Genomic DNA, 25,020 nt, shown 5'->3' on the forward strand with positions numbered 1-25,020 from the left:
AAAGAGTGTTCCCATGCAGCGGTCGGCGTGCCACCGCTATAAACAGGTTCTACGGACGGTTTTGCTCGCTTGTGTGTGCAGTGTGCTGACTGCGACGGTCATGGCGCAGGAATCGGATGGAAATGCCGGCGAACCACGGAAACTCCCCGCCCCCGGCATAGAAGAACTTTCTTCGGCACCCGCTAATGTGGACGTCAAGCCTGTCGCCCGCGATGAGGAGATCCGCAAGCGCCTCCTGAGCGTTCTGAATGCCACCAGTTGGTTCACCGACCCGCAAGTTCGGGTTGAGCAAGGAGTCGTCTTTCTTAGCGGCCGGGTGGAGTCTGATGAGCTCAAGAAATGGGCCGGTGATCTGGCGCGCAACACTCAGGCCGTCGTCGCCGTGGTCAACCGGATAGAGGTAGTTGTTCCGTCGGTATGGGATTTTCAGCCTGCGTGGAATGGATTGTTGGTGTTATGGCGCGAGCTCATCCGCTCGCTTCCTTTTTTTGCTTTTGGGCTGCTCATTTTGGCATTGTCGGTGGGGGCCGGTGCTCTGGCGACAAAGGTTGCGCGGGTGTTCCTTCGCCAGCACATTAGAGCCAACCTCCTCCGGAATGTCATTGCGCGTGGAGTAGGCGTGTTCGTTGTGCTTTTCGGCTTCTACATCGTTCTAAGAATTTCCGGCCTGACGCAACTGGCCTTGACGGTGATCGGCGGTACCGGCCTGCTCGGTCTGGCCGTTGGCATCGCTTTCCGGGATATAACAGAAAATTTCCTGGCGAGCATCTTCCTCAGTATGCAGCGGCCGTTCGAGACTGATGATTTGGTTGAGGTTGCCGGGGTGACTGGTTATGTGCAGCAACTGAATGTACGCACGACGATTTTAATGACCCTCGACGGCAATCTCGTGCAGATCCCTAATGCAACCGTGTACAAGAGTAATCTTCGTAACTTCACAACCAACTGTAACAGACGCGAGGACTTCGTCGTCGGCATCGGCTATGACGATTCGATCAATGACGCCCAGGAGATTGTAAGGAAGGTGCTGGCGGATCATCCGGCCGTTCTAAATGACCCTGAGCCAGCGGTGCTGGCGGACAGTCTGGGGCGGGCGACAGTCAACCTACGCGTGTATTTTTGGCTCAATGGCCGCGAATACAGTTGGTTGAAAGTACGTTCTTCGCTCATACGGCTGGTGAAAACCGCCTTTCAGAAGCATGGCATTTCGATGCCTGACGAAGCGCGGGAAGTAATTTTCCCTCAGGGAATTCCAGTCACACTGCTCGAAGGGATATCGGCAGGGACGCATGGCGCTTTGTCACGAAAAGGGCTTCCTGCTGAATCGCTGCACGAAGAAGCCGATGCAGTGTCCACTAAAGCGGAAGCCGGATTATACAGCGAAGCCGAGGTCATTGAGGAACAGGCGCGACGGGTTCAACCCTTGCAAGAGGGAGAGAATCTGTTGCTGAATGCTTCCGGAACTACCGCTTCCGGGAAACAGACGAAACAACCCAAACCATAAAGACCGGCGACCAGGGGGGCGCCCTGAAGAAGCGATTCAATGACAAGCTCATCGAGCACAAGCTATACATCGACAAGTACGGTCAAGACATGCCGGAAATCCGCAACTGGAAATAGAAAGGGTGAAACGACTATGGCGCTACGATTGATTGAGATGGTATTAACGGAGCAGGACAGCGAGGAAGTCCTGGAACTGCTCAAGGAGCACAAGGTGCTGGAACATCGGCAGGTTCGATTATCGGACGGGGAAGTACTGGTAAGGATTTTATTGGAAGCGGAACAAAGCGAGGCGGTGCTGGATTTATTGGAGAAACGCTACGCCGATGCGGAGGGCAACCGGGTAGTGATTCTGGCTGTTGAAGCGACATTGCCGCGCCCCGAGCCGGAGTCGGCCGCCACGCCCGAACAACCGTTGACCGAGGAAAAAGAGCCTGAACGGATCAGACGGGAGGAATTGTACGAGGACATCAAAAACGGCGCGACGTGTTCACCGGTTTATCTCACGATGGTGGTATTGTCCACCATCGTGGCTGCCGTCGGTCTATACCACAACAGCGTCACGATCATCATCGGAGCCATGGTAATTGCGCCGCATCTAGGACCGAACGTGGCGCTGGCGCTGGCGACGACGCTGGGCGATTTGCCGCTGGCCCGGGACGCGTTCAAGACGAACCTGAGCGGTATTGCCACGACAACGGTGTTGTCGGTTATTATCGGTACGTTGGTATCTGTGGATCCGACATTGTCCGAGGTGGCGTTGCGCACACGGGTGGGGCTTGACGACATCGTGCTGGCATTGGCGTCGGGCTGTGCGGGAGCACTGGCGTTTACGATAGGGACGTCGACGACACTGATTGGGGTGGCGGTGGCGGTGGCATTATTGCCGCCGTTGGTGACCTTTGGTTTGCTGCTGGGTGGTGGGCATCCGGCATTGGCGATGGGTGCACTGGCGCTGTTTCTGGTGAACCTGATCAGCGTGAACCTTGCCGGGGTGGTCACATTTCTGGTGCAGGGCATTCATCCGGCAACCTGGTGGGAGAAAGATCAAGCCGAAAAAGCCACCAACACCGCACTCAGACTATGGGTAGCGTTGTTGGCGGCATTGGTTGTCCTGATCCTGCTGTTTTAAAAGAGCTGTATGATCAGAGAAAAAACTGAGAATGGTCAATTACACGGTGTGGTCGCCTCGGTGCAAGACCATGTCGTATTTATATGATTCGCCAAACATTATTATCACAACAGGAGAACACCATGCAAATCCAGATTAATACCGACCACAATATAGAAGGTCACGAGGCACTTTCCGCTCGGGTCAGTGGTATCGTAGAAAGTGCTTTTAGCCAAATCAGCGATCACATCACGCGAGTGGAAGTCCACCTAAGCGATGAGAACAGCGACAAGAAGCACGGCAATGACGACATGCGTTGCATGATGGAAGCACGCCTCGAAGGCCGTCAGCCGGTTGCGGTCACTCACCATGCTAAGACCTTGGACCAAGCCGTTGACGGTGCTGCTGATAAGTTGTGCAGATTGATCGATAGCACCCTGGGGCGACTGCGCGATCAAAAGGGCCATAGAGACTGATCCGCCAGCGCCGGAGATATCAATCAGTGTCGACCGCACCATGAAAGCCTTGGACACTCCGAGTAACAGCCAATATCAGCAATCGGTGCGCGCGTTGGGTGACTACTATTCCATCGTGGAACTGGGGCTTGAAATTTGTCTCCGAGGCACTGGATCAGCGGCATCGGTGACTGAAGAGACCAGAAAAAGGGATAAAGCTCATTGGAGACTGGAGCATTCGAACGTATGTGACGAAGAATAAAGCGGTTTATTTGTTGGTTCTTCTTTGTCAGGTTACGTAATCAATACTTTCCATGATCGTCATTCCGGCATGGAAGCGGGTATGACGAGCTTGCTCATTAATCCTACAAGTAGAATTAACGCAGGTACCGCAAACACAAGGTAAGAAGATGAAAATAAATATCAAAGATTTCCGGGTGCCGGAAGGCGAAAAGGTCAACCTCGAAAAGTGGCCGACGCTCGTGGACCCAGTGTACAAGTCAAAGAAAAAGTACCACAAAATTCTCGAAGAACAGGTTGAGGAGTTGAGCTCGCTGCAACGTCTTCACTACGCCTCTGACCGCTACGCGCTGTTGCTGATTTTTCAGGCCATGGATGCCGCCGGCAAGGACGGCGCCATCCGGCACGTCATGTCCGGTGTCAATCCACAAGGCTGCCAGGTGTTCAGCTTTAAACACCCGAGTGCTATGGAACTGGATCACGATTTTTTGTGGCGCACTTCCCAGTGTTTGCCGGAACGCGGCCGGATCGGCATCTTTAACCGATCCTATTATGAGGAGGTGTTGATCGTTCGAGTGCATCCGGAGATTCTGCGCAGTCAAGGGCTGCCGAACGAGTTACTAGACGAAAAAACTGTCTGGAAGGAGCGCTATCGGTCTATCGTGGACCTGGAGAACCATCTCTATCGCAACGGCACACGAATCCTCAAATTCTTCCTTCATCTTTCAGAGGAAGAGCAGCGAAAGCGCTTTCTCGATCGCATCGACGAGCCCGAAAAAAACTGGAAATTCAGTCTTGCCGACATTGAGGAGAGGAAATTCTGGAATCAGTACATGCAGGCCTATGAGGCGTGTCTAAGCGCAACGAGTACAAAAACTGCGCCCTGGGATGTGGTGCCCGCCGACGACAAAAAGAACGCCCGGCTGATTATTTCCGAGATTATTCTCGACACTTTCAAGGCGCTCAAAATGAGCTATCCAGAAACCTCCTCAAAACGCCAGCAGGAATTGCTGTTGATCCGCAAGCAGCTTGAGAAGCAAGGCTGATTTGGCAACGAACCGAGGGGTATATATGACATCATTTCACACAGACCGGCTTAACGAAGAAGGCACTATTACCACGCCCTTCGACATGACGGTGCTGAACGATCTGGACCGCTTCCACCTGGTGATGGACACCATCGACCGCCTGCCGCAGACCGGCGACAAAGGCCTCTCCTTGAAGCAACAACTGATGGACAAGCTCCTCGAGCACAAGCAGTACATCAACAAGCACGGCCAAGACATGCCGGAAATTCGGAACTGGAAGTGGGAGCTACCCCATGAATAGGTTCAGTCAGTTCTGGAGCAATCTGCGGTCGAGCTTCTGGTTTATGCCTTCGATGATTGTCGTGGCCAGTATCGCCCTCGCGGCGGTTTTGATCGAGCCAGACTCCGTCGTGAGCGACCGATGGCTGGCGCAGTGGCCGCGACTGTTTGGGGCCGGGGCGGAAGGCGCTCGAGGAATGATGTCCACCATTGCTGGCTCCATGATGACCGTGGTGGGCGTGACATTCTCGATGGTCTTGATGGTGCTGGCGACGTCTTCGAGCCAATACACCTCACGCATCGTGCGAAATTTCATTCGCAGCCGTGTCACTCAGGTCGTGCTTGGAATTTTCGCCGGCAATTTCACTTATTGCCTGATCGTCTTGCGCACGATTCGCAGTGGCGATGAAGGCGCATTTGTTCCCAACCTGGCCGTTTCCTTCGGCTTCGTTCTGGCACTCTGTGGTGTCGGCGCACTGATCTTCTTCATTCATCACATCGCCTCTTCGATCCAGGCTTCCAACATCATCGCTTCGGTCGCAGAGGAAACGATCGCTGCCGTCGACCGATTGTTTCCGGTCAACCTCGGACAAGGAGCGGGCGACGACGATGCTGATGATGAGCAACCACCACGCCCGCCGTCCGAGCGGAAGTGGCGAGCCGTCATGGCCAGCGAGAGTGGCTATATCCAAGGCGTGAATAGTGAAGCGCTCGTTCGCTTGGCGCGGGACAGGAATACGATCGTGTGGATGGATCACGGCATCGGCGAGTTCGTTGTCCAGAACACCACGCTGGCCTCATTAGCTCTGGAAGAGCCGCCGGATCAAGCGACGATCGACGCCCTACAGGCGACGTTCCACATCAGCAGCCACCGCACGGTGGTTCAGGACGCGGCCTTCGGTATCAGGCAGATCGTCGATATCGCGCTGAAAGCACTCTCTCCCGGCATCAACGATACAACGACCGCGGTAATGTGCGTGGATTATTTGACGGCGATTCTGGCGCGGATAGCGCAGCGGGAAATCCCCTCATCGCGTCGCTACGAGGAAGGGGAACTGCGAGTGATCGCGAAAGGTCCACGCTTCGAAAGCTTGCTGGCCGAATCGTTCGACCAGATTCGAAGCAACGCCAAAGGCGACGTCGCCATTATGTCGCGGATGCTCGGCGCGTTTCAAACCCTGGCCAGTTTGACGGCCAGCCCACGCCGCCGGCGCGTGCTTGGCGAACAAGTGCAATGGATTGCCGAGTTGGCCGAGCGTTCCCTCGAGTCCGCCCATGACCGCGCGAGGATCGACACACGGCTGGCGCGTGTGCGCGAAGCGCTCGAAGCTGGGCCGGCTTTATGCACAGGTGAGGGGCAGGACTACAAACACGGCGAGAACATGTCGGAAATCCGCAACTGGAAGTGAGGGCAACTCTAAATCAATGTCGATCTGCCTGCCTTGCTTAAATCCACCAAAACCGACAACGCGGAACAGGAGGGAATGATGAAAGCCACACAACAACTGCATGATCTCGGCCAGCGCCTTTGGCTCGATAACATTACACGTGGACTGTTGACGAGCGGCACGCTGCAGCGCTACATCAGCGAGCTTTCGTTGACAGGGCTCACTTCCAACCCCACGATTTTCGATCAGGCTATCAAGGGCGCCGATTTCTACGATGACGCTATCCGCCGGAAAGCGGCCGAAGGCAAGTCGGGCGAGGCACTGTTCCTAGAACTGGAACTGGAGGATTTGACTCAAGCCGCCGACCTGTTTCGCCCGATCCATGACGCCACCGACGGGGTGGACGGCTGGGTATCGCTGGAGCTGTCTCCCTTGCTGGCGGACGATACGGCCAATAGCGTCAAAATGGCTGCGCAACTGCATGAACGAGCACAGCGGCCCAATATTTTCATTAAGATTCCGGGGACTTCCGCAGGCATTCCTGCGATCGAGGAATCCATCTTCGGAGGCGTGCCGGTGAATGTCACGCTGCTTTTTTCACGTGAGCAATATATCGCGGCGGCCGAGGCATACATGCGCGGCATCGAACGACGGATCGCCGCCGGCCTCGATCCCAAGGTCGATTCCGTGGCGTCCATTTTCGTCAGCCGCTGGGATGTGGTCGTCAAGGACGAGGTTCCGGCCGAGCTTCGCAATCGCTTCGGCATCGCCATCGCCAAGCGTACCTATAAGGCCTACCGCGAACTGCTGGACTCGCTCCGCTCGCGGAAACTGGCCGAGGCCGGAGCCAGGCCGCAGCGTCTGCTTTGGGCCAGTACCGGAACCAAGGACCCTGAGGCCTCCGACACCATGTACATCGACGCGCTCGCGGCGCCGGATACGATCAATACCATGCCCGAGAAGACGTTGCTCGCCTTTGCCGATCATGGGCAAGTGAAAGGCGAGTTGCCGATCGATGGCGGCAATGCCGAAGAAGTGCTCGCCACCTTCGCGAGGGTAGGCATGGACGATGCGGCGCTCGCAGACAGGCTCCAGCGCGAGGGCGCCCAGGCCTTCGTAAAGTCCTGGAATGACTTGATGGTCAGCATTGCCGTAAAGGCAGACGGAGGGTAAAGATGAGCGCTGCTTCGCAACCGCCGACCGAGCGCCCGGCATGGAAGGCGCTAGAGGCGCATTATCAATCCATGCAAAATCGGCACCTGCGTCAGCTTTTCGCCGATGATCCCGAACGTGGCGAGCGCTTCGCGGTCGAGGCTGCCGGCGTTTATCTCGATTATTCGAAGAACCGCATCACCGACGAGACGATCAGGCTGCTCGTGCAGCTTGCCGACGAGTGCGGGCTGCGCGATCGAATTGACGCGATGTTCAATGGTGAAAAAATCAACGTGACGGAAAGGCGGGCTGTTTTGCACACCGCCTTGCGCGCCCCTCAAAGGCAATCCATCGTTGTGAATGGCGAAGACGTCGTGCCTCAGGTTCATGCCGTGCTCGACAAGATGGCCGATTTTTCCTGCCGGATACGCAGCGGGGAGTGGAAGGGATGCACCGGCAAGCCGGCCCGCAATATCATCAATATCGGCATCGGCGGATCTGAGCTGGGGCCGGTGATGGCGTATGAGGCATTGCGATATTACAGCCGGCGCGACCTGACCTTCCGCTTCATCTCCAACATCGACGGCACCGACTTTGTCGAGGCGATGCACGGCCTCGATGCCGAGGAGACCCTGTTCATCATCTCGTCGAAGTCTTTTGTCACCCTGGAGACGATGACCAATGCGAGCACAGCCCGCGATTGGGTCTTAAAGACTTTGCAACATCCCGGCGCAATTTCCAGACATTTCGTCGCGGTCTCGACCAACGTCGGGAAAGTGGTCAAGTTCGGCATCGACGCCGAAAATGTATTCGGGTTTTGGGATTGGGTCGGCGGGCGCTACTCGATGGACTCGGCGATCGGTCTGTCGACCATGATCGCCATCGGCCCTGAAAACTTCCGGGCCATGCTCGATGGTTTCCACCAGATGGACGAGCATTTCCGCACGGCCCCTTTCGAGCGTAACCTGCCGGCGCTCATGGGGCTGCTGGGCCTCTGGTACAACAACTTTTTCGGCGCGCAGACCGTGGCGGTTCTTCCGTATGAGCGGTACTTGAAGCGCTTCCCGGCTTATCTTCAGCAGTTGACTATGGAAAGCAATGGCAAGCACGTCACGCTGGACGGGGCGGAGGTCGTCTGCCAGACTGGGCCAATCTACTGGGGGGAACCGGGCACCAATGGCCAGCATTCCTTTTACCAACTGATTCATCAGGGAACCAAGCTTATCCCCTGTAACTTCATCGGGTTTTCTCAGCCGCTTAATCCTCTCGGCCGCCACCACGATTTACTCATGGCCAACCTGTTTGCCCAGGCAGAGGCGCTGGCCTTTGGTAAAACGCCGCAGGAAGTCAGCGCCGAGGGAATCCCTGCATGGCAGGTGCCGCATCGAACCTTCGAAGGTAACCGTCCGTCAAGCACGATCCTCCTGGAGCGGTTGACGCCGGCAGCGCTGGGTAAACTCGTCGCACTGTATGAACACAGCGTCTTCACTCAAGGCACCATTTGGAAAATTGACTCATTTGACCAGTGGGGTGTCGAACTGGGTAAAGCGCTTGCCGCGCGCATCATCCCCGAGCTTGAGGCAGGGGCTAATTGCCAACTCAAGCATGATAGCTCAACCAATGCTCTGATCCGGCGCTACAGGAGATCCAGGGGACTGTTGCAGGGCTCATAAAACCAGTCCATAGAACGCGGGATTGCGTTGACGCTTAACCTGAAACGAACCAAAGGAGTTCAAAATGTCCATTCAACTCAATGAAGAAGACGGCGGCAAGGTGGTTGACATTCATGTCAACGGAAAGCTGAAAAAAACGGATTACGAGCAATTCGTGCCCGCGTTCGACCGACTCGTCCGGCAACACGGAAAGTTGCAAGTGCTGTTCGATATGACTGGCCTTCGCGGCTGGGAATTGGGCGCATTGTGGGAGGATACCAAGTTCGCCATTAATCACTTCGCCGACATCGAGAAGCTTGCAATGGTCGGGGAAAAGTGGTGGCAACATGTCATGGCGACAATCTGCAAGCCGTTTACGAGAGCAAAAATCCGGTACTTCGAGCACGATGCTGTAGCCGATGCACGGGAGTGGTTGAAAGGAGCGTAAGGGCTTAGCCGCAAACAACATGGCTGAGCATTTGCCCCGGATGCACTCGGGAGATTCTCTGTTTTGCGCAGCCGGTCTATACGATACCGCGATGGAAAGGACATGAATCTGATACTGGAGTGATTAACTGTGCAGGCTGAGACGATTTTAATTCTGTTATTTTCGGTTGCGGCGGCGGTGGCGATTGCGGCGCGGCAATTGAATGTGCCGTATACCGTGGCGCTGGTACTGACCGGATTGACTTGTGTAGATACTTGTGGCAGTGAGTGAAATGCAATTCCAGGGAAATCCTCATCGTGAAGCGCGGTCGTAAACATTTGATAAGACAACCTTGGATAATATGTCAGGAAACCTGCTATGACAAAATCTGGCGCGACAAAAAAATCCCAATCGCTATCCGAGCCTAAGTCCGCGCCAAAGGATGATCTGAAATCCCTGCCTATGCCGGAAGTGGAGAAGCGATTGGCTTCGTCGCCGGACGGTCTCAGTCAGGACGAGGCGCAGAAAAGGCTGAGTCAATACGGGCCGAATGAGATTGAAGAAAAGAAAACCAATGCCATCCTGAAATTTCTCTCCTATTTCTGGGGGCCGATCCCGTGGATGATCGAAGCGGCCGTAATCCTTTCAGCGGTAGCCCAACATTGGCCGGACTTTGCCATCATCCTCATTCTGCTTCTGGCCAATGCCGTGGTCGGATTCTGGGAAGAACATCAGGCGGGCAACGCCATCGCCGCGCTGAAGGCCAAGCTGGCGAACAAGGCCCAGTTGAAACGCGATGGCAAGTGGATCAGCCTGGAGGCTCGCGAACTGGTGCCGGGCGATGTCATCCATCTGCGCCTGGGCGATATTGTGCCGGCGGATGCACGCTTGCTGGAGAGTGACCCGGTGGAGGTGGATCAATCAGCGCTGACGGGAGAATCGTTGCCCGTCACCCGCAAACCCGGCGAAGCGGTGTTCTCGGGGTCGATCATCCGCACGGGCGAAATCGACGCACTCGTGTACGCCACGGGCAAGAACACCTACTTCGGCAAGACCACGCAACTGATGCAGGAGGCGCAGAGCCCCAGCCATTTCCAACGCGCCGTACTGAAGATTGGCAATTACCTGATCATTCTCGCGGTAACCCTGGTGGCGATAATTATTACCGTCGCACTGTTCCGCGGCGACCCGATGCTCATCACGTTGCAGTTCGCCCTGGTGTTGACCGTGGCCGCGATTCCCGTGGCGATGCCCACGGTGCTATCCGTGACCATGGCGGTCGGCGCACGCCTGCTGGCTAAAAAAGAGGCGATTGTGACCCGCTTGGCGGCCATCGAGGAACTGGCGGGCGTGGACGTGTTGTGCGCGGACAAGACCGGCACCCTGACACAGAACAAGCTGGCGCTGGGCGATCCGTTCTGCGTGAACGGCATTCCTGCCGATCAAGTCATCTTCAATGCCGCGCTGGCGTCGCGCGCGGACAATCAGGACACCATCGACCTGGCCGTGCTGGACGGCCTGAAAGACAAGGATGCGTTAAAGGGTTATGACGTGGTTCATTTCCAGCCGTTTGACCCGGTGCACAAGCGCACCGAAGCCACCGTTAAGGGTGAGGAAGGGAAACCGTTTAAGGTGACCAAGGGCGCGCCGTAGGTCATTATGGAGTTGTCTGCCAATGCAGCGCAGGTGAAGCCCGCCGTCGACAAGGCCATCAATGAATTCGCGGCACGCGGTTTTCGTTCCCTGGGTGTGGCTCGAGCCGAGGGAGACGGTGCGTGGCAGTTTCTAGGCGTACTGCCCCTGTCCGACCCGCCACGGGAAGAAGCCAAGGCAACCATCGCGACCGCGCGCGCGATGGGCGTTAAGGTCAAGATGGTGACGGGCGATGCAATGGCCATCGCACGGGAAACTGCCAGGACATTAGGAATGGGTACCAATATCCTCGATGCCGGCGGTTTCGGCGATACCAAACATCACGAGACAGCGCAGTTGGCGGAGTCCATCGAAAATGTCGGCGGTTTCGCTCAGGTGTTCCCCGAACACAAGTTCCACATTATTGATGTCCTGCAGCAACGCGGCCACATCGTCGGCATGACTGGCGACGGGGTGAACGACGCTCCCGCGCTGAAGAAGGCCGACTGCGGCATCGCTGTTTCGGGCGCGACCGACGCGGCGCGCGCGGCGGCGTCCATCGTGCTGATGACGTCCGGCCTGTCGGTGATCATCGACGCGATCAAGGAGAGCCGGAAAATCTTCCAGCGCATGAACAGCTATGCGATCTACCGCATCACCGAGACGCTACGTGTGTTGTTGTTCATGACATTGTCGATCCTGGTGTTCAACTTTTACCCGGTGACTGCAGTGATGATCGTGATGCTGGCGTTGCTCAACGACGGCGCGATCCTGTCCATTGCCTATGACAACGTGCATTACAAAGACAAGCCCGAGGCCTGGAATATGCATAGGGTGCTGGGGATCGCCACGGTACTGGGCGTCATAGGCGTTGTCTCTGCCTTCGGCTTGTTTTATCTCGGTGAACGCGTCTTTCATCTCGACCGTGCGCACATTCAGACGCTGATGTACCTGAAGTTGTCCGTGGCTGGACATCTGACGATTTTTCTGACGCGCACGCGCGGCCCATTCTGGTCCATACGCCCCGCGCTGGTTCTATGGGTAGCGGTGCTCGGTACGCAAATCGTGGCGACTCTGATAGCGGTTTATGGGCTGTTTATGACGCCGCTCGGCTGGGGCTGGGCCGCGTTCGTTTGGGGTTATGCGTTAGCCTGGTTCCTCGTGAACGACGGCGTGAAACTGCTTGCTTATCGGGTGTTCGATCCCACTGCCGCGCCGCTGTTGGAAAAAAGAGCTGTCGATGTGACGCCGCAGATCGCCAAGCGGGCCTATGAACTGTACGAGGAGCAAGGCCGCCAGGACGGCCGAGCAGTTCAGGACTGGGTGAAGGCGGAGCAGGAGATTCGGGAAGATGAATCTCATAAATAAACAGACGCAAACAACGCGGCGGGCATGGAGGAAAGAATGAAGATGAAAATCAATTCAAAGGATTTCCGTGTGCGGCCCGGAGAAAAGGTCAAACTCAAAGAGTGGCCGACGCTTGTTAAGCCCTTTTGCAAGTCGAAGAAACGGTATAAAAAACGCCTGAAAGAACACGTTGAGGCGTTGAGCTCGTTGCAATGCCTTCACTACGCGTCGAACCGCTATGCGTTGCTGCTGATTTTTCAGGGAATGGACGCTGCCGGCAAGGACGGCGCCATCCGGCACGTCATGTCAGGGGGCAATCCGCAAGGCTGCGAGGTTTTCAGTTTCAAACAGCCGAGTGCCGAGGAACTGGAGCATGATTTTCTCTGGCGCTCGACCCGCCGCCTGCCGGAACGCGGGCGGATCGGCATTTTCAATCGTTCGCGTGCATCCGGAGATTCTCCGCGGCCAAGGGCTTCCGGATGAGTTGCTCGACGGGAAAACCATTTGGGAGGGGCGGTATCGTTCCATCATGGACCTGGAGGAGCATCTTCACCGTAACGGCACCCGGATCATCAAGATTTTCCTCCACCAGTCGAAGGATGAACAAGGAAAGCGCTTCCGCGAGCGTATTGATGAACCGGACAAGAACTGGAAATTCAGCCTCTCGGACATTCACCAGAGGAACTACCGGAAGCATTACATGAAGGCTTATGAGACTTGTCTGAACGCGACAAGCACCCCTCACGCGCCTTGGTACGTCGTTCCTGCCGATGATAAGGAGTTTGCCCAGTTGATTGTTTCCCAACTCGTCCTTGATGCGCTCAATGAACCTAAGCTGGCCTATCCCAAGACCACCGCAAAACGTCGGCGGGAATTGAAATCTATCCGTAAACGGCTCTGAAGGCAAAACTATGACATATCAACAAGCACAACAACGGCATGAACTCGGCATGATCAGCCTGGGCGTCATGGGACGCAATCTCGTGCTGAACATGGCTGACCACGGCTTTGATGCCAAGAAGGGCACATTTCACACGGAATGGGGGAAGGAGTGCGGATCATGAAACCGAGTGACCCGATGAAAACAAGTCCTCTCGCAGGACAGCCAGTGGAGCCAGGGATGCTGGTCAACGTGCCCAGGCTCATCACGGCCTATTACACCGAGGGTCCCGATCCCGCAGTGCCTGCGCAGCGGGTGGCGTTCGGCACCTCCGGACATCGAGGTACGGCCTTCAACAGCTCTTTCAATGAAGGCCACATTCTCGCGATCACACAAGCGATCTGTCTCTATCGTAAGCGGCGGGGAACCGATGGTCCGCTTTTTCTGGGGATCGACACCCACGCGCTGTCGATTCCGGCCTACGCAACCGCGCTTGAGGTGCTGGCGGCAAATGGAGTCGAGGTGATGATCGCAGCAGGAAGCGAATATACGCCGACCCCGGTGATTTCTCACGCGATCCTGACCTACAATCGCGGCAGGAAGACCGGGCTCGCCGATGGCATTGTCGTCACGCCCTCGCACAATCCGCCGCAGGATGGAGGCTTTAAATATAACCCGGCCAACGGCGGCCCGGCGGATACGGTTGCCACCGATTGGATCGAAAGGAAGGCCAACGAGCTCCTTGAATCTCGCCTGGTCGGCGTGAAGCGCGTTCCGCTTGCGAGAGCCCTCAACGCCTCCACGACACACCGGTTCGACTATCTCAGTGCCTACATTGCCGATCTCGGCGACGTGGTTGAAATGGACGTCATCCGCGATGCGAAGCTCAGCATGGGTGTTGACCCCCTTGGGGGCGCCGGCGTCCATTATTGGGGACGAATAGCCGATCGCTATGGTTTGAGTCTCGCCGTGGTCGACGAAGTGGTCGATCCCACCTTCCGGTTTATGACCGCGGATTGGGACGGCCAGATTCGCATGGACCCGTCCTCACCCTATGCGATGCAGCGATTGATAGGGATGAAGGACCGCTTTGACCTTTCCTTCGCCTGCGACACCGACCATGACCGGCACGGAATCGTCACCCCAAGCGGGGGATTGCTGCCGCCCAACCATTACCTTTCTGTCGCTATCTTCTACCTTTTCAAACACCGGACGAAGTGGCGCAAGGAGGCGGCGGTCGGCAAAACAGTGGTGAGCAGCCAGATGATTGATCGCGTCAGCGCGAAGCTTGGACGGAAGCTCTACGAGGTGCCGGTCGGTTTCAAGTGGTTTGTAGATGGCTTGCTCGACGGTTCGCTCGGCTTCGGTGGCGAAGAGAGCGCAGGGGCCTCTTTTGCTCGCCTGGATGGCACCGTTTGGACGACGGACAAAGATGGCATTGCCCCGGCTTTGCTGGCGGCGGAGATTACAGCCCGGATGGGCCGCACCCCCGGCGAAATCTACCACGATCTCACGCGCGAGTTCGGTGAGCCTGCCTATGACCGCGTTGAGGCGCCAGCCACTCCGGAGCAAAAGGAACTGTTGGCGAAACTCTCACCCCAGCAGGTTAAGCTCAGCGAGCTGGCCGGCGAAAAAATCCAGACTGTCCTCACTCACGCGCCGGGCAACGGCGCGCCCATCGGCGGATTGAAAGTGGTGGCAGAGAGCGGATGGTTCGCAGCGCGTCCGTCTGGGACGGAAGACATCTACAAGATTTATGCTGAGAGTTTCCGGGGAGCGGATCATCTGCGCCGCATACTGGAGGAAGCGCAGACCATCGTGACTGATGCTTTGGCGGCATCTCCGCAGGAGCCAGGGATTCCATCCGAGCCAAAACTAAAGGAGAAACCATGAGTGAACAAACACGAATCAGCCATCCGAAGGAGCTTCCTTTATCCACGGACGTAGAGGGATTCGATTCCCTGGCCGAGCTTGCCCTGGATTTGCGTTCATCGTGGAATCATACCACCGACCAAGTGTGGCGGCAGCTGGATCCTGTGCTGTGGGAGTTGACTCAAAATCCATGGGTCGTCCTGCAGACGGTGTCGCGGGAAAAACTCCAGCGTGATTTAGCCGATCCCGCATTCCGCAAAAACGTCGAATATCTGGTGCAAGCCAGGCGGGATGCGGCAGAGGCGCCTGCGTGGTTTCAGCAAGCCTACCCGCAATCTCCCCTCAGTTGTGTTGCGTATTTCAGTATGGAATTCATGTTGAGCGAAGCCTTGCCCATCTACTCGGGCGGGCTGGGCAACGTGGCCGGCGATCAACTCAAGGCCGCCAGCGACTTGGGCGTTCCGGTAATCGGCGTGGGTCTGCTTTATCAGCAAGGCTATTTTCGCCAGGTGATCGACAAAGATGGCGCACAACAGGCCCTCTTCCCGTACAACGACCCCGGACAGTTGCCGATCACACCTTTGCGCCAGGCGAACGGTGAGTGGTTGCGGTTGGAGATCGACTTGCCCGGTTACTCGGTCTGGCTGCGCGCCTGGCAGGTTCAGGTCGGACGCGTGAAGCTGTACCTGCTGGACAGCAATGACGCCGCGAATTACCCCGCGCATCGAGGCATTACCAGCGAGCTTTACGGCGGCGGGCCGGAGTTGCGCCTGAAACAGGAATTGCTGCTCGGGATCGGCGGATGGCGGCTGCTCGCGGCACTCGGCATCCAGCCAGAGGTCTGTCATTTGAATGAAGGTCATGCGGCCTTTGCCGTGCTGGAGCGCGCGCTCAGTTTCATGGAAGAGAACGCGCAGCCCTTCGAGGTCGCGCTGGCCGTCACCCGGGCGGGCAACCTCTTCACCACGCACACGGCGGTGGCGGCCGGCTTCGATCGTTTCGTTCCGGCGCTCATCGAACAATACCTCGGTGGTTATGCCGAGCAGAAGCTCGGCATAACACTCCATGATTTGCTGGCCCTGGGCCGCCAGAACCCGAATGATACATCGGAGCCTTTCAATATGGCCTATCTGGCGATTCGCGGGAGCGGGGCGGTGAATGGCGTGAGTCGCTTACATGGCAAAGTGAGCCGACACCTGTTTGAGCCGCTCTTTCCACGCTGGCCGGTGGACGAAGTGCCGGTCGAATACTTAACTAACGGCGTCCACATGCCGACCTGGGACTCTGCCCCAGCCGATGAACTTTGGACGGAGGTCTGTGGCAAGAACCGTTGGCTGGGCGAAACAGACACCCTGGAGCAGGACATGCGCCGCGTCTCCGACGCCAGGCTCTGGCAATTTCGCATCGCCGCCAGCAAGTCGCTTGTTGGATACGCCCGCGAACGATTGTTCCGACAACTGACCGCCTCAGGCGCATCGCCCGAGGCGGTTGACGAGGCGAAACAGCTATTGGATCCCAACGCATTGACACTAGGCTTTGCGCGCCGCTTCGCGACCTACAAGAGACCGAACCTACTGCTGCACAATCCGGCGCGTTTGCTGCGTCTTTTGGTGAATCCTGAGCGTCCGGTGCAACTCATCATCGCTGGCAAGGCTCATCCGGAAGATCGGGCGGGGCAGGCCTTGATTCATGAATGGATAAATTTTATCCGCCAACCAGACACCCGCCCCCACATCGTCTTCCTGAGCGACTACGACATGCTGTTAACGGAGCACCTGGTGCAGGGTGTGGACGTCTGGATCAACACGCCACGGCGACCCTGGGAGGCATGTGGAACGAGCGGCATGAAAGTGCTGGTCAATGGCGGCATCAATCTGTCTGAATTGGACGGCTGGTGGGCGGAAGCCTACACGCCGGAAGTGGGGTGGGCGCTGGGGGATGGTCAGGAACATGATGACGATCCCGCCTGGGACGCTAGCGAAGCCGAAGCCCTCTATGACCTGCTCGAACGCGAGGTCATCCCGGAATTTTATACTCGCGACGAGCAGGGCATTCCCACTGCCTGGGTGGCGCGGATGCGGGAAAGCATGGCGCGGCTGACACCGCGATTTTCCACGAACCGCGCGGTGCGCGAATACACCGAGCAACAGTACCTCCCGGCTGCAGCCACCTACCGTGAGCGCGCTGCCGATAAAGGCGCAGTGGGCAGAACCATAGTCGATTGGGAACATGCGCTGAAAGATAAATGGGTCACGCTACGCTTTGGCGACGTGAAGGTACAGACAAACGCGGCCCAGCACATCTTTGAGGCAGAGGTGTATCTCAATGACCTCGATCCGAACGTCGTGCGGGTCGAGGTGTATGCCGATGGGGTCAATGGAAACAGTCCGATCCGACAGGAGATGATGCGCGTCCAGCCACCGGATGGCGCACCGCTTGAGGGGATCTATCGCGCATCGGTCTCGGCGACCCGTCTCGCTACAGACTATACGGTGCGCATTATACCGCACTGCAACGGAGTTGCGGTGCCCTTGGAAGTCAATCCCATTCTCTGGCAGCGATGAATCAATCTCGAACGGGAGAAGGACGACAGAAGACAACCTATGAAAGAGTCAAAAAGACTGACAAGAACGCGGCAGCCAATAGAAGAAAAGTCGCACGCGACCACGGATCTGGCTGCGTCCGAACGCCCGCTGCATGATTACGTGGCAGAGATATCGGAGCGGACTGATGTTCGAGTTGGTGTGCCATTGCCTCTGGGAACCTATGCACGTGACGAAGGAGTGAACTTTGCATTCTTCAGCCGACACGCCAGCCGAGTTCGGCTGGAGTTGTTTGATCATCCCGAAGATGCTACGGCCGCCAGGGTGATTGATCTTGATCCCGTGCACCACCGCACGGGTGACGTGTGGCACGTCTGGGTTGAGGGGATTCGGCCTGGCCAGCTGTATGCCTATCGCGTGGACGGCCCGTATCAACCCAGGGACGGCCATCGTTTCAATTTCAACAAGCTTCTCTTGGATCCCTTTGCCACGGCGATCTCGAAGTTACCCGCCTGGGAGTTCGGTTCGGCTCGGGGATACGATCCGTCTGTGCCCGACGGAGACTCGGTATGTTCTATGGTCGACAATGCCGGCGCCATGCCGAAATGCGTGTTCACGCAGGAGCATTTTCACTGGCATGAGGACCGTCCGCCCAGGCATCCCTGGTCGAAGACAGTCATTTATGAAACACACGTGCGTGGCTTCACTATCCATCCCAGCTCCGGTGTAAAGCATCCCGGCACGTACCGAGGCCTAATGGAAAAGATTCCCTATTTCAAAGAACTAGGGGTGACGGCCGTGGAACTGATGCCGGTTCACGAATTCAATGAACACCAGATAACAGGCGTCAACCCGCAAACAGGCCAGCCACTCGGGAATTACTGGGGCTACGACCCCGTGGCCTTCTTTGCGCCAAAAGCCTCCTACAGCAGCGCGGGAGGCTTGGGTCAGCAGAAGCTGGAGTTCAAGGAAATGGTCCTGGCGCTCCATCATGCGGGGATCGAAGTGATCCTGGATGTCGTGTTCAATCACACGGCCGAGGGAGACGAACGGGGGCCTACACTCTGTTTCCGCGGGATTGATAACACGATTTTCTACATGCTGGCGGACGATAAACGTTCTTACAGGAATTACGCAGGCACCGGCAATACCATCAATGCCAACCATCCCGTAGTGCGGGATCACATCTTGACTGCGTTGCGCTACTGGGTGGTGGAGATGCATGTCGATGGATTTCGTTTTGACCTGGCGTCGATTCTCGGCCGGGACGGCAGCGGCCAGCTGTTGGCCAATGCCCCGCTTCTCGAACGGATCGCCGAGGACCCGATTTTAAGGGATGTGAAGATCATTGCCGAGGCGTGGGATGCCGCCGGAGCGTATGAGGTCGGGAGCTTTTCCGAACGCCGCTGGGCGGAGTGGAACGGCCAGTACCGAGACGATGTCCGGCGTTTCTGGCGGGGCGACGAGGGGATGCTCGGTTTGTTTGCCAGCCGCATCTGCGGCAGCGCCGACATCTATACCAAGTCCGGCAAAGGTCCCGAAGGCAGCATCAATTTCGTCAGCTGCCACGACGGCTTCACCCTGAACGATCTGGTGAGCTATCGCACCAAGCACAATGAAGCCAACGGAGAAAACAACCATGACGGGACAGACTACAACTTCAGCGAGAACTACGGCGCTGAAGGCGAGACGACGGATGCCGGGATCGAGTCCTTGCGGAAAGCCCAGATCAAGAACTTTTTGCTGTCTCTGTTAATCTCGCGCGGCGTACCGATGCTGCTTGGAGGCGATGAATTGCGCCGCACGCAAGGCGGCAACAACAACGCCTACTGCCAGGACAACGAAACGAGCTGGCATGACTGGAGCTGTCTGGAACAGCACAGCGAAATTTTCCGCTTCACCCGTGGCATGATCGCCTTCCGTCGAGCGCATCCGATTCTGAGTAAGGAGCAATTCTACACGGACGCCGAGATCCACTGGTTTGGCACGCAAGGGGGATTGCCCAGCTGGGCCGACCCGCAAGCAAAACAGTTTGCCTGTCTCATCCATGAAGATAGGGAGCGAGCACTTTACCTGATGTTCAATGCCGCCGTCGATGCGGTCGATTTTTGTTTACCCCCTGTATTGCCGGGAGTGCGGTGGCATCTGGCCGCTGACACCTCTCGCGAAGCGCCAGGAGATCTGTTTGCTAGGGGCGAGGAACCGCTTTTTGAAGATATACAAACTTACTGTCTGGGTCCTCGATCCAGTGTCATACTGCTGGCTCGATGAACGGACTGTCAAAAGTGGTAGATGGCGATGTTTTCTGGATATCGGCAGATTGACCGGGCTGATGCGAAGCAGGTCTTCATGCGTGGTGCCCCAGACGATGACGCCGAGATAGGCGGCGAACGCGATAAACGCGACATGAAGTGCCGCCACTGTCTGCGATGCGGAATTGGCTGCATCGAGCAGTTTCTCGATATGCGGTGAGGTGGGCGTATGGGTTGGCGATGCAGGGCTGGACATGGCGGTTAACCCGAATTGCGATCGTTTGGGATTTTCAGTATAAATCAGCTGAATTGATTCTTCTATTCTGAATTGAAAGTTAAAAACGGATTGTGCCGTCCGTTGTTAAACACACTGGCTAGAGCGTTTGTTTATTAGCTGGAAAAGGTACCAGACTGTGAAAGTATTCAGAATTTTTCTCCTCAATGTCTATATGCTGTTATATACAAATATCAAATGCACAATATATTGTGGTGAAAATTTTAAAAAACGAATACTTTCACAGTCTCGTACCCTACTATATTTTTCAGGCAGGCTTGTCAATAACAAAACTCAGTTTTCACAACAGTCGTTGCTTTCAGTAACGGCTGATTGCTCTAGCTTGCACGGTCGGTCAGATTGTCAATTTGAGGTTTAACGTTTGAGCTCAGGCAACCTGGTCAGCGACGGCTCGCTTGCGGCGAATGGTCAGGTGCTTCAGGCAAGTACCGGTAATGTCCGGTAATCGGATAGGCAAACAGCATGTCTTCTAAGCGGGGGCCTTGTCCGATGTTATGTACGACCAGCGGCCGTTGTGTGGCTGAGGCTGTTTCGTCGGCGACGATCCCGATATGCGGCAGGTTGCCCGGCAGCATCCAGGAAACAATATCCCCGGGCTGATAAGTCTCCGCGCGGTCCGATACAAGCAATGCCTGCCCGTGCCGCGCGAAAAACACCTGCAGGTTGGGAACCCGGCGATGATCGATGTTTGCATCCGGCCGCTTCAAGCCCCATAGCTTTTTTGAAGGGTAGGCGCTGAAATTCGCGGCCATGTCTTCATGCACCAGCGCTTGCAGGTCAATTCCCAGCGCCCGGTAACTCCGGATGACGACATCGGTGCAGACGCCAACCCCCTCGGGAATATCGCCGCCGGGGTAGGGGATACGATAATAACTGCCGTCATAAACCACTTTGTGCGTGGTTCTCTCGATTGCCGCGGCTACAAGCTGGTCCGGTGCAATATCGGCAAGAACACTTGCCGGCAGACACAGCGCTGTCAGGATACATCTCGCAATACGTTTCATAGTCATTATCATCGATCTGGGTCAGCGGCCCGCAGGCATCGACTGGTCTGCGAGCCGCTTGCCTGGATGCTACAAGGTCTTCATAAACTCGATCAGATCCCAACGCTCGTTGTCGGTAAGATCAGTGCCATAATAATGCCCGGTGTTCAGGTTGCCTGGCAGGCGGGTGTCGAACAGGAAGGCGCCTTGGCCCGGTTTCGAACGATAGCCGACTGTTTCCGGATCAAACTGGTGGCTTCCCACATAGAACGTTTGCTGACGTTCGCTTGGCGGCAACAGCAACTGATACAGATTTGGCACGGAACCGTTATGCAGATACGGGGCGGTTGCCCAGATGCCGTCCAACGGACGGGCGCGATAGGCAAGCAGATTTCTTGGCGAATACGGCGGCAAGCCCCGTGCCTTAAGCCGGTAACCGATCAGCTCGGCGGTTTCCGCGGCACTGAACGGAGGCTGGGCGGTGGCGATGCCGTCGGATACGGCCATGCCGACCAGTATTGACAGCAGCGCAGGCGCCGGAATTTCCGTTGCCCCGGTGAAAGGGGCCGGCAGAAACGGCGCCAAACCGCCGGTATTCACCTTGCGGGTCGCGAAGTTCATGGCCATGGCCGGATCGGTGCCAATCTCGCCGAGACCGGTCATCCGCGTTTCGATGAAGCTGACGCCGAAACGGTTTTCGGTCGCCGGCGTCATCGGGTAATGCCCGTTCGCATCAGGCTGCGCATGACAAGCCTCGCAGCTGGGCTCGTCGCCGCGCGAAGCCGAGTACAAGGCCCGGCCGCGAGCGGCTTTTTCACTGTCGATCGGACCCAGCGCCATGACCGGCCATTTGGGCGGGGTCAGACTGCTCACCAGCTTCTCCAGTTCAAACAGCTCTCTCGGCCTGGCCGTGCTCCAACCCAGCTGGTCCAGCGGGCCGGTCAGATTGACGTGCCCAAATACTCCCAGCACCTCGCCGACATTACGGCCGAACGGGTTGTTGGCCGACCCGTTCCATTGTACCCAGTCCAGTTGCGGCGAGGTCCACAGGAACGGATAACTGACTGGCGCGTCGGGTACGCGGACATTGTCCGGTTGCTGCAGATCGCGGCCAAAGACCTCGTTCATGATGATGCCGAAGGCATCGACGCGGCCATAGCCGTATGGATGAGTGGGCGTGCTGCGAGCGTCATACTGCGCCAGCCAGGTCAGGTGATCGGACATTCGCGCCCGTAGAGCGGTCTTGTTCGCCTCGTTGGGGCCGGTCAATACCGTCTGGGCGAAGCGGTCGAATTTGTCCGGCTGCCCCAATGTCGCTTGCAGCGCCTGGATCAGGCTCTGCTCGAACGCGGTGAAATCGCCCAGTGTCGGCGCGCCATCGATGCGGATAGTCCGGCCCTGATAGCGGATCTCTCCGGTATGGCAGGCGGCGCAGGTCATGCCGACCCAGTCCTCGCCATTGTCTGCCGGTTCCCTGGCGAAGCCGATCGGTAAGCCGTCCGGATTGCCGGGCGTATAGGCCTCATCGTCGGCAAGATAACCAAAGCGCTCGATATTTTGGGTGCTGATGAACGGCTCGTCGTTGTTCGGCTGTTCCAGCGCCAGGAACCACGCATAGGGCAGAAGATAGGATCCCTGCGGCGTGAAATAAAAGCGTTGCCGTTCTGCGTCATTCCAGTTTTGATTTAAATAAATGGTTTCGTTGCCGCTGGCATTGGCCGCCGCCGTTGCCGAAGCTTCGGCCTGGCTAAAACCGGACAAGATAGCGGCTAATAGACTGATTTTTTTTAAGTTGCGAAAGTGCATGTTTGACCCCCAATCATGTGAAATCCATCAAGAGCCACGCGAAGCCTCGCGGGCAATTGACTGTTTTTCGGTTATTATTTTTCCTTGTATCACTACGGGTAAAGCAAGTATCACCGCAGTAAAGTCTGGCGATTATTTAATCTCCCACGAAATTCAGGTAACGGGATGATTATTTTCAATATGGGCTGTTCCTGTAAGCCAGCCTTTCTTATCGTGTTTTAAAGAGTTGTTGTTTGGCACCGCTTTAATCGCGGCCATAATAGCTGTATCCCTCCTTGCATCGGCGACAGATAACCCATCGACTATCATGCCACTTGAGGAGCGCCTGCGAAAGCACGAAGGCGCTCATTCCTCCCAGCCACCAAGGCCATATCGGCACTTCAAGTACATATAGCATCAGGCCGGTCAGCATTAAAACTGACGAGAAGACGATAAATTGCCGAAACCTTTTCAGGCTCTCTGTCCTGGACGGTGAAAAGTCGATTGGCTCTGAGCATTTTCTGCACAGCATGTTTACATTTCCTTATTATTGTTATTAACCCGGATGTTTCATAAAACCACAGAGATCACGAAGAAAATCAAGGTATTGTCCTTTTCTTACCGTCACTTCATAAATTCATGCGAAAACATTAGCAAGCATTCGTGGTGAAATGTTCAGGTTAATCTTGACAATCACCTGATTGAGCCCCGGCGCATTGAAGTTCCCTGTCTTATCGTGCGATAGTTCAAGTAGTGGCGAATAGCCGGACATGCCATCAAGCTATCTGCCTGATCTCGGCATAACCATTGAAGGAGATCGCTCGGGACGGAAGCTCGTGCTTGCGGCGCGAGCCAGGGTATCCAGGTCGTTCGGAGTGATGATTGGTCTGCTATCGAGAGTCGCACTGAAATAACGGTGGATTCCGGGAAGTACGCGTGAAAGTCCGCCGGTTATCAGTAACGCGACCACGCATGCACAGCAACTTCTATAGGTTAAGTTATAAGTTCCAATTGCCTGCCAGGCGGCCCATCCATAAAGAATCTCGTCCTCATCGAATACGCCTGTAAAGTTGTATTCTCGTGGCAGACGATTGCCCTCGCTGGCGCAGTCTACTCTAAACACTTCCGCGCTGCCGGGGACCGTATCTTCTCCGATAAGTATCTGATACGCGGCCTGGGAAGTAGCAACCGACCCGCTCCGCGGCCACCAGCTGATATAAGTGTTGCCGCAGGTCATTGCACCGTGGCCAACATTTCCACCGCTACCGATTACGCCCTCGCCGGGCCAGACATGTACTGTAACCAATTTATTTCTCCGTTCGTCTAAGGGTAAGTTTGAATCCACCGGCCTGAGCGTTTTTCGTGCCAGTCCGGTATGGCGATGAGGTAGAGCGCATTGCCTGACTAGACCTCGATTTTAAAACCCAACTCCACATCGCAACCGGCTTGTCCGCCTCGAATGCCCCAATTTTCTTTCGGGATTTCTCTGAGGAGAATCTTTACGTGGTCCTTGGGTATGCCGAAAGGCTCAAGGTTGTTAACGATGGATTTGTACAGATTTCGCTTTGCATCGAGAGAGCGGCCGGCAAATGCGTCAATGCTGATATGTGTATAAAAATCCGGTTGCTCACGTGCGGGTGGGTACGCGAAGCGGTGCGGTTTATGCACGATGAGGCGAACGTTCTTATCGCCCGGGACGATCTGGAAAGCTTCGCGCAAGGCCATGTGGACGGCCTCCATAAGAGCAACTTCTTGTTTTTGCGTGTATTGCCGCCGTACTTCAATAAAACACTTGGCATTTTCCCTCCTTGTTGCGCTATCACTATAAATTTTTCGCATATCTTCCTTATTTTTTGCGCTCAAGGCAACAACGTTGTCATGGTGGCGGAAGGATTGCTTTTGGCGTATGGCTTGGCCCGATTATTCAGGCAGTGTAGAGGGCGGGTTCCAACAAATGGCGCTTTTTTTCGCCATGAGCGATTGAGCATGTGAAAAAATTGAAGCCTGGCAAAACTGTCGGACGTGGCAATTTCGCCACAAAGATTACGAACGACCGCATGGACAGCTATTTGCTCCTGCATTCAGACGCAATAAATGTGACCGTATGTTTGATACCGAACTGAGGCGATCGATTAAACGGTTCATCTTATGGGAAATTCAAACGATATGGACATGACCGTCAGAAGGCAGTGATGCAGA

At 56.2% G+C, this 25,020-nt stretch carries 21 protein-coding genes; 18 read left to right on the forward strand and 3 right to left on the reverse strand.

Annotation, left to right across the window (positions count from 1 at the left end; genetic code table 11):
* The first annotated feature begins 100 nt into the window (after positions 1–100).
* The 18 genes from METMA_RS0120580 (at position 101) to METMA_RS28085 (ending at position 19,978) form a co-directional block, all read left to right on the forward strand.
* Positions 101–1,504 (forward strand): mechanosensitive ion channel family protein, encoded by a 1,404-nt coding sequence (locus tag METMA_RS0120580; RefSeq protein ID WP_198014568.1) that lies wholly within the window; start codon positions 101–103, stop codon positions 1,502–1,504.
* 132 nt (positions 1,505–1,636) lie between these two features.
* The gene (locus tag METMA_RS0120585; RefSeq protein ID WP_027147504.1) at positions 1,637–2,632 is read left to right on the forward strand and encodes a TIGR00341 family protein; all 996 of its coding nucleotides are present in this window, start codon (positions 1,637–1,639) and stop codon (positions 2,630–2,632) included.
* 122 nt (positions 2,633–2,754) lie between these two features.
* Entirely contained in the window at positions 2,755–3,087 is a 333-nt protein-coding gene (locus METMA_RS0120590; RefSeq protein WP_020161003.1) for an HPF/RaiA family ribosome-associated protein, read from the forward strand.
* Positions 3,088–3,476: 389 nt separating this feature from the next.
* Positions 3,477–4,352, forward strand: coding sequence for an ADP-polyphosphate phosphotransferase (locus tag METMA_RS0120595; protein ID WP_020161004.1), 876 nt, complete (start codon positions 3,477–3,479; stop codon positions 4,350–4,352).
* A 25-nt stretch (positions 4,353–4,377) separates the two neighbouring features.
* Positions 4,378–4,635, forward strand: coding sequence for a phosphoketolase family protein (locus METMA_RS0120600; RefSeq protein ID WP_020161005.1), 258 nt, complete (start codon positions 4,378–4,380; stop codon positions 4,633–4,635).
* Positions 4,628–6,022, forward strand: a complete 1,395-nt coding sequence (locus tag METMA_RS25255) for a DUF2254 domain-containing protein (protein ID WP_020161006.1) — start codon at positions 4,628–4,630, stop codon at positions 6,020–6,022. The genes METMA_RS0120600 and METMA_RS25255 overlap by 8 nt, the downstream gene beginning before the upstream one ends.
* A gap of 33 nt (positions 6,023–6,055) precedes the next feature.
* On the forward strand, positions 6,056–7,174 hold the full coding sequence (tal, locus tag METMA_RS0120610; RefSeq protein ID WP_198014570.1) for a transaldolase: 1,119 nt from the start codon (positions 6,056–6,058) through the stop codon (positions 7,172–7,174).
* A 2-nt stretch (positions 7,175–7,176) separates the two neighbouring features.
* Entirely contained in the window at positions 7,177–8,826 is a 1,650-nt protein-coding gene (gene pgi / locus METMA_RS0120615) for a glucose-6-phosphate isomerase (protein ID WP_020161008.1), read from the forward strand.
* Between the two features lie 64 nt (positions 8,827–8,890).
* Positions 8,891–9,253 carry a SpoIIAA family protein gene (locus METMA_RS0120620; RefSeq protein WP_020161009.1) on the forward strand — a complete coding sequence of 121 codons (363 nt, stop codon included), beginning with the start codon at positions 8,891–8,893 and terminating at the stop codon, positions 9,251–9,253.
* Between the two features lie 357 nt (positions 9,254–9,610).
* A complete protein-coding gene (locus tag METMA_RS27610; RefSeq protein WP_020161011.1) occupies positions 9,611–10,885 on the forward strand; it encodes an HAD-IC family P-type ATPase in 1,275 nt (424 codons plus the stop codon).
* A gap of 6 nt (positions 10,886–10,891) precedes the next feature.
* A complete protein-coding gene (locus METMA_RS27615) occupies positions 10,892–12,232 on the forward strand; it encodes an HAD-IC family P-type ATPase (RefSeq protein ID WP_020161012.1) in 1,341 nt (446 codons plus the stop codon).
* 42 nt (positions 12,233–12,274) lie between these two features.
* On the forward strand, positions 12,275–12,694 hold the full coding sequence (locus tag METMA_RS28075) for a polyphosphate kinase 2 family protein (RefSeq protein WP_269634212.1): 420 nt from the start codon (positions 12,275–12,277) through the stop codon (positions 12,692–12,694).
* The gene (locus tag METMA_RS28080; protein WP_269634213.1) at positions 12,654–13,112 is read left to right on the forward strand and encodes a polyphosphate kinase 2 family protein; all 459 of its coding nucleotides are present in this window, start codon (positions 12,654–12,656) and stop codon (positions 13,110–13,112) included. Before METMA_RS28075 ends, METMA_RS28080 begins: the two co-directional genes overlap by 41 nt.
* Before the next feature lie 10 nt (positions 13,113–13,122).
* Complete coding sequence (locus METMA_RS27230) at positions 13,123–13,275, forward strand: hypothetical protein (RefSeq protein ID WP_020161013.1); 153 nt, start codon at positions 13,123–13,125, stop codon at positions 13,273–13,275.
* A gap of 14 nt (positions 13,276–13,289) precedes the next feature.
* Entirely contained in the window at positions 13,290–14,984 is a 1,695-nt protein-coding gene (pgm, locus tag METMA_RS25270) for a phosphoglucomutase (alpha-D-glucose-1,6-bisphosphate-dependent) (RefSeq protein ID WP_051114412.1), read from the forward strand.
* A complete protein-coding gene (glgP, locus tag METMA_RS0120655) occupies positions 14,981–17,527 on the forward strand; it encodes an alpha-glucan family phosphorylase (protein WP_020161015.1) in 2,547 nt (848 codons plus the stop codon). The genes pgm and glgP overlap by 4 nt, the downstream gene beginning before the upstream one ends.
* Positions 17,528–17,566: 39 nt before the next feature.
* Positions 17,567–19,777 carry a glycogen debranching protein GlgX gene (gene glgX / locus METMA_RS0120660; RefSeq protein WP_020161016.1) on the forward strand — a complete coding sequence of 737 codons (2,211 nt, stop codon included), beginning with the start codon at positions 17,567–17,569 and terminating at the stop codon, positions 19,775–19,777.
* A 78-nt stretch (positions 19,778–19,855) separates the two neighbouring features.
* A complete protein-coding gene (locus METMA_RS28085) occupies positions 19,856–19,978 on the forward strand; it encodes a hypothetical protein (protein WP_269634214.1) in 123 nt (40 codons plus the stop codon).
* A 455-nt stretch (positions 19,979–20,433) separates the two neighbouring features.
* On the opposite strand, the gene METMA_RS0120670 is transcribed toward METMA_RS28085, so the two are convergent.
* From METMA_RS0120670 to METMA_RS0120680, 3 genes are all read right to left on the reverse strand, one after another.
* On the reverse strand, positions 20,434–21,057 hold the full coding sequence (locus METMA_RS0120670; protein ID WP_020161018.1) for a DUF1287 domain-containing protein: 624 nt from the start codon (positions 21,055–21,057) through the stop codon (positions 20,434–20,436).
* A gap of 69 nt (positions 21,058–21,126) precedes the next feature.
* Positions 21,127–22,842, reverse strand: a complete 1,716-nt coding sequence (locus tag METMA_RS0120675; RefSeq protein ID WP_020161019.1) for a di-heme-cytochrome C peroxidase — start codon at positions 22,840–22,842, stop codon at positions 21,127–21,129.
* 1,383 nt (positions 22,843–24,225) lie between these two features.
* Positions 24,226–24,684 (reverse strand): tautomerase family protein, encoded by a 459-nt coding sequence (locus METMA_RS0120680; protein WP_232216401.1) that lies wholly within the window; start codon positions 24,682–24,684, stop codon positions 24,226–24,228.
* Positions 24,685–25,020 lie beyond the last annotated feature (336 nt).

Origin of the sequence: Methylobacter marinus A45 (assembly GCF_000383855.1) — a bacterium.
GTDB lineage: Bacteria > Pseudomonadota > Gammaproteobacteria > Methylococcales > Methylomonadaceae > Methylobacter > Methylobacter marinus.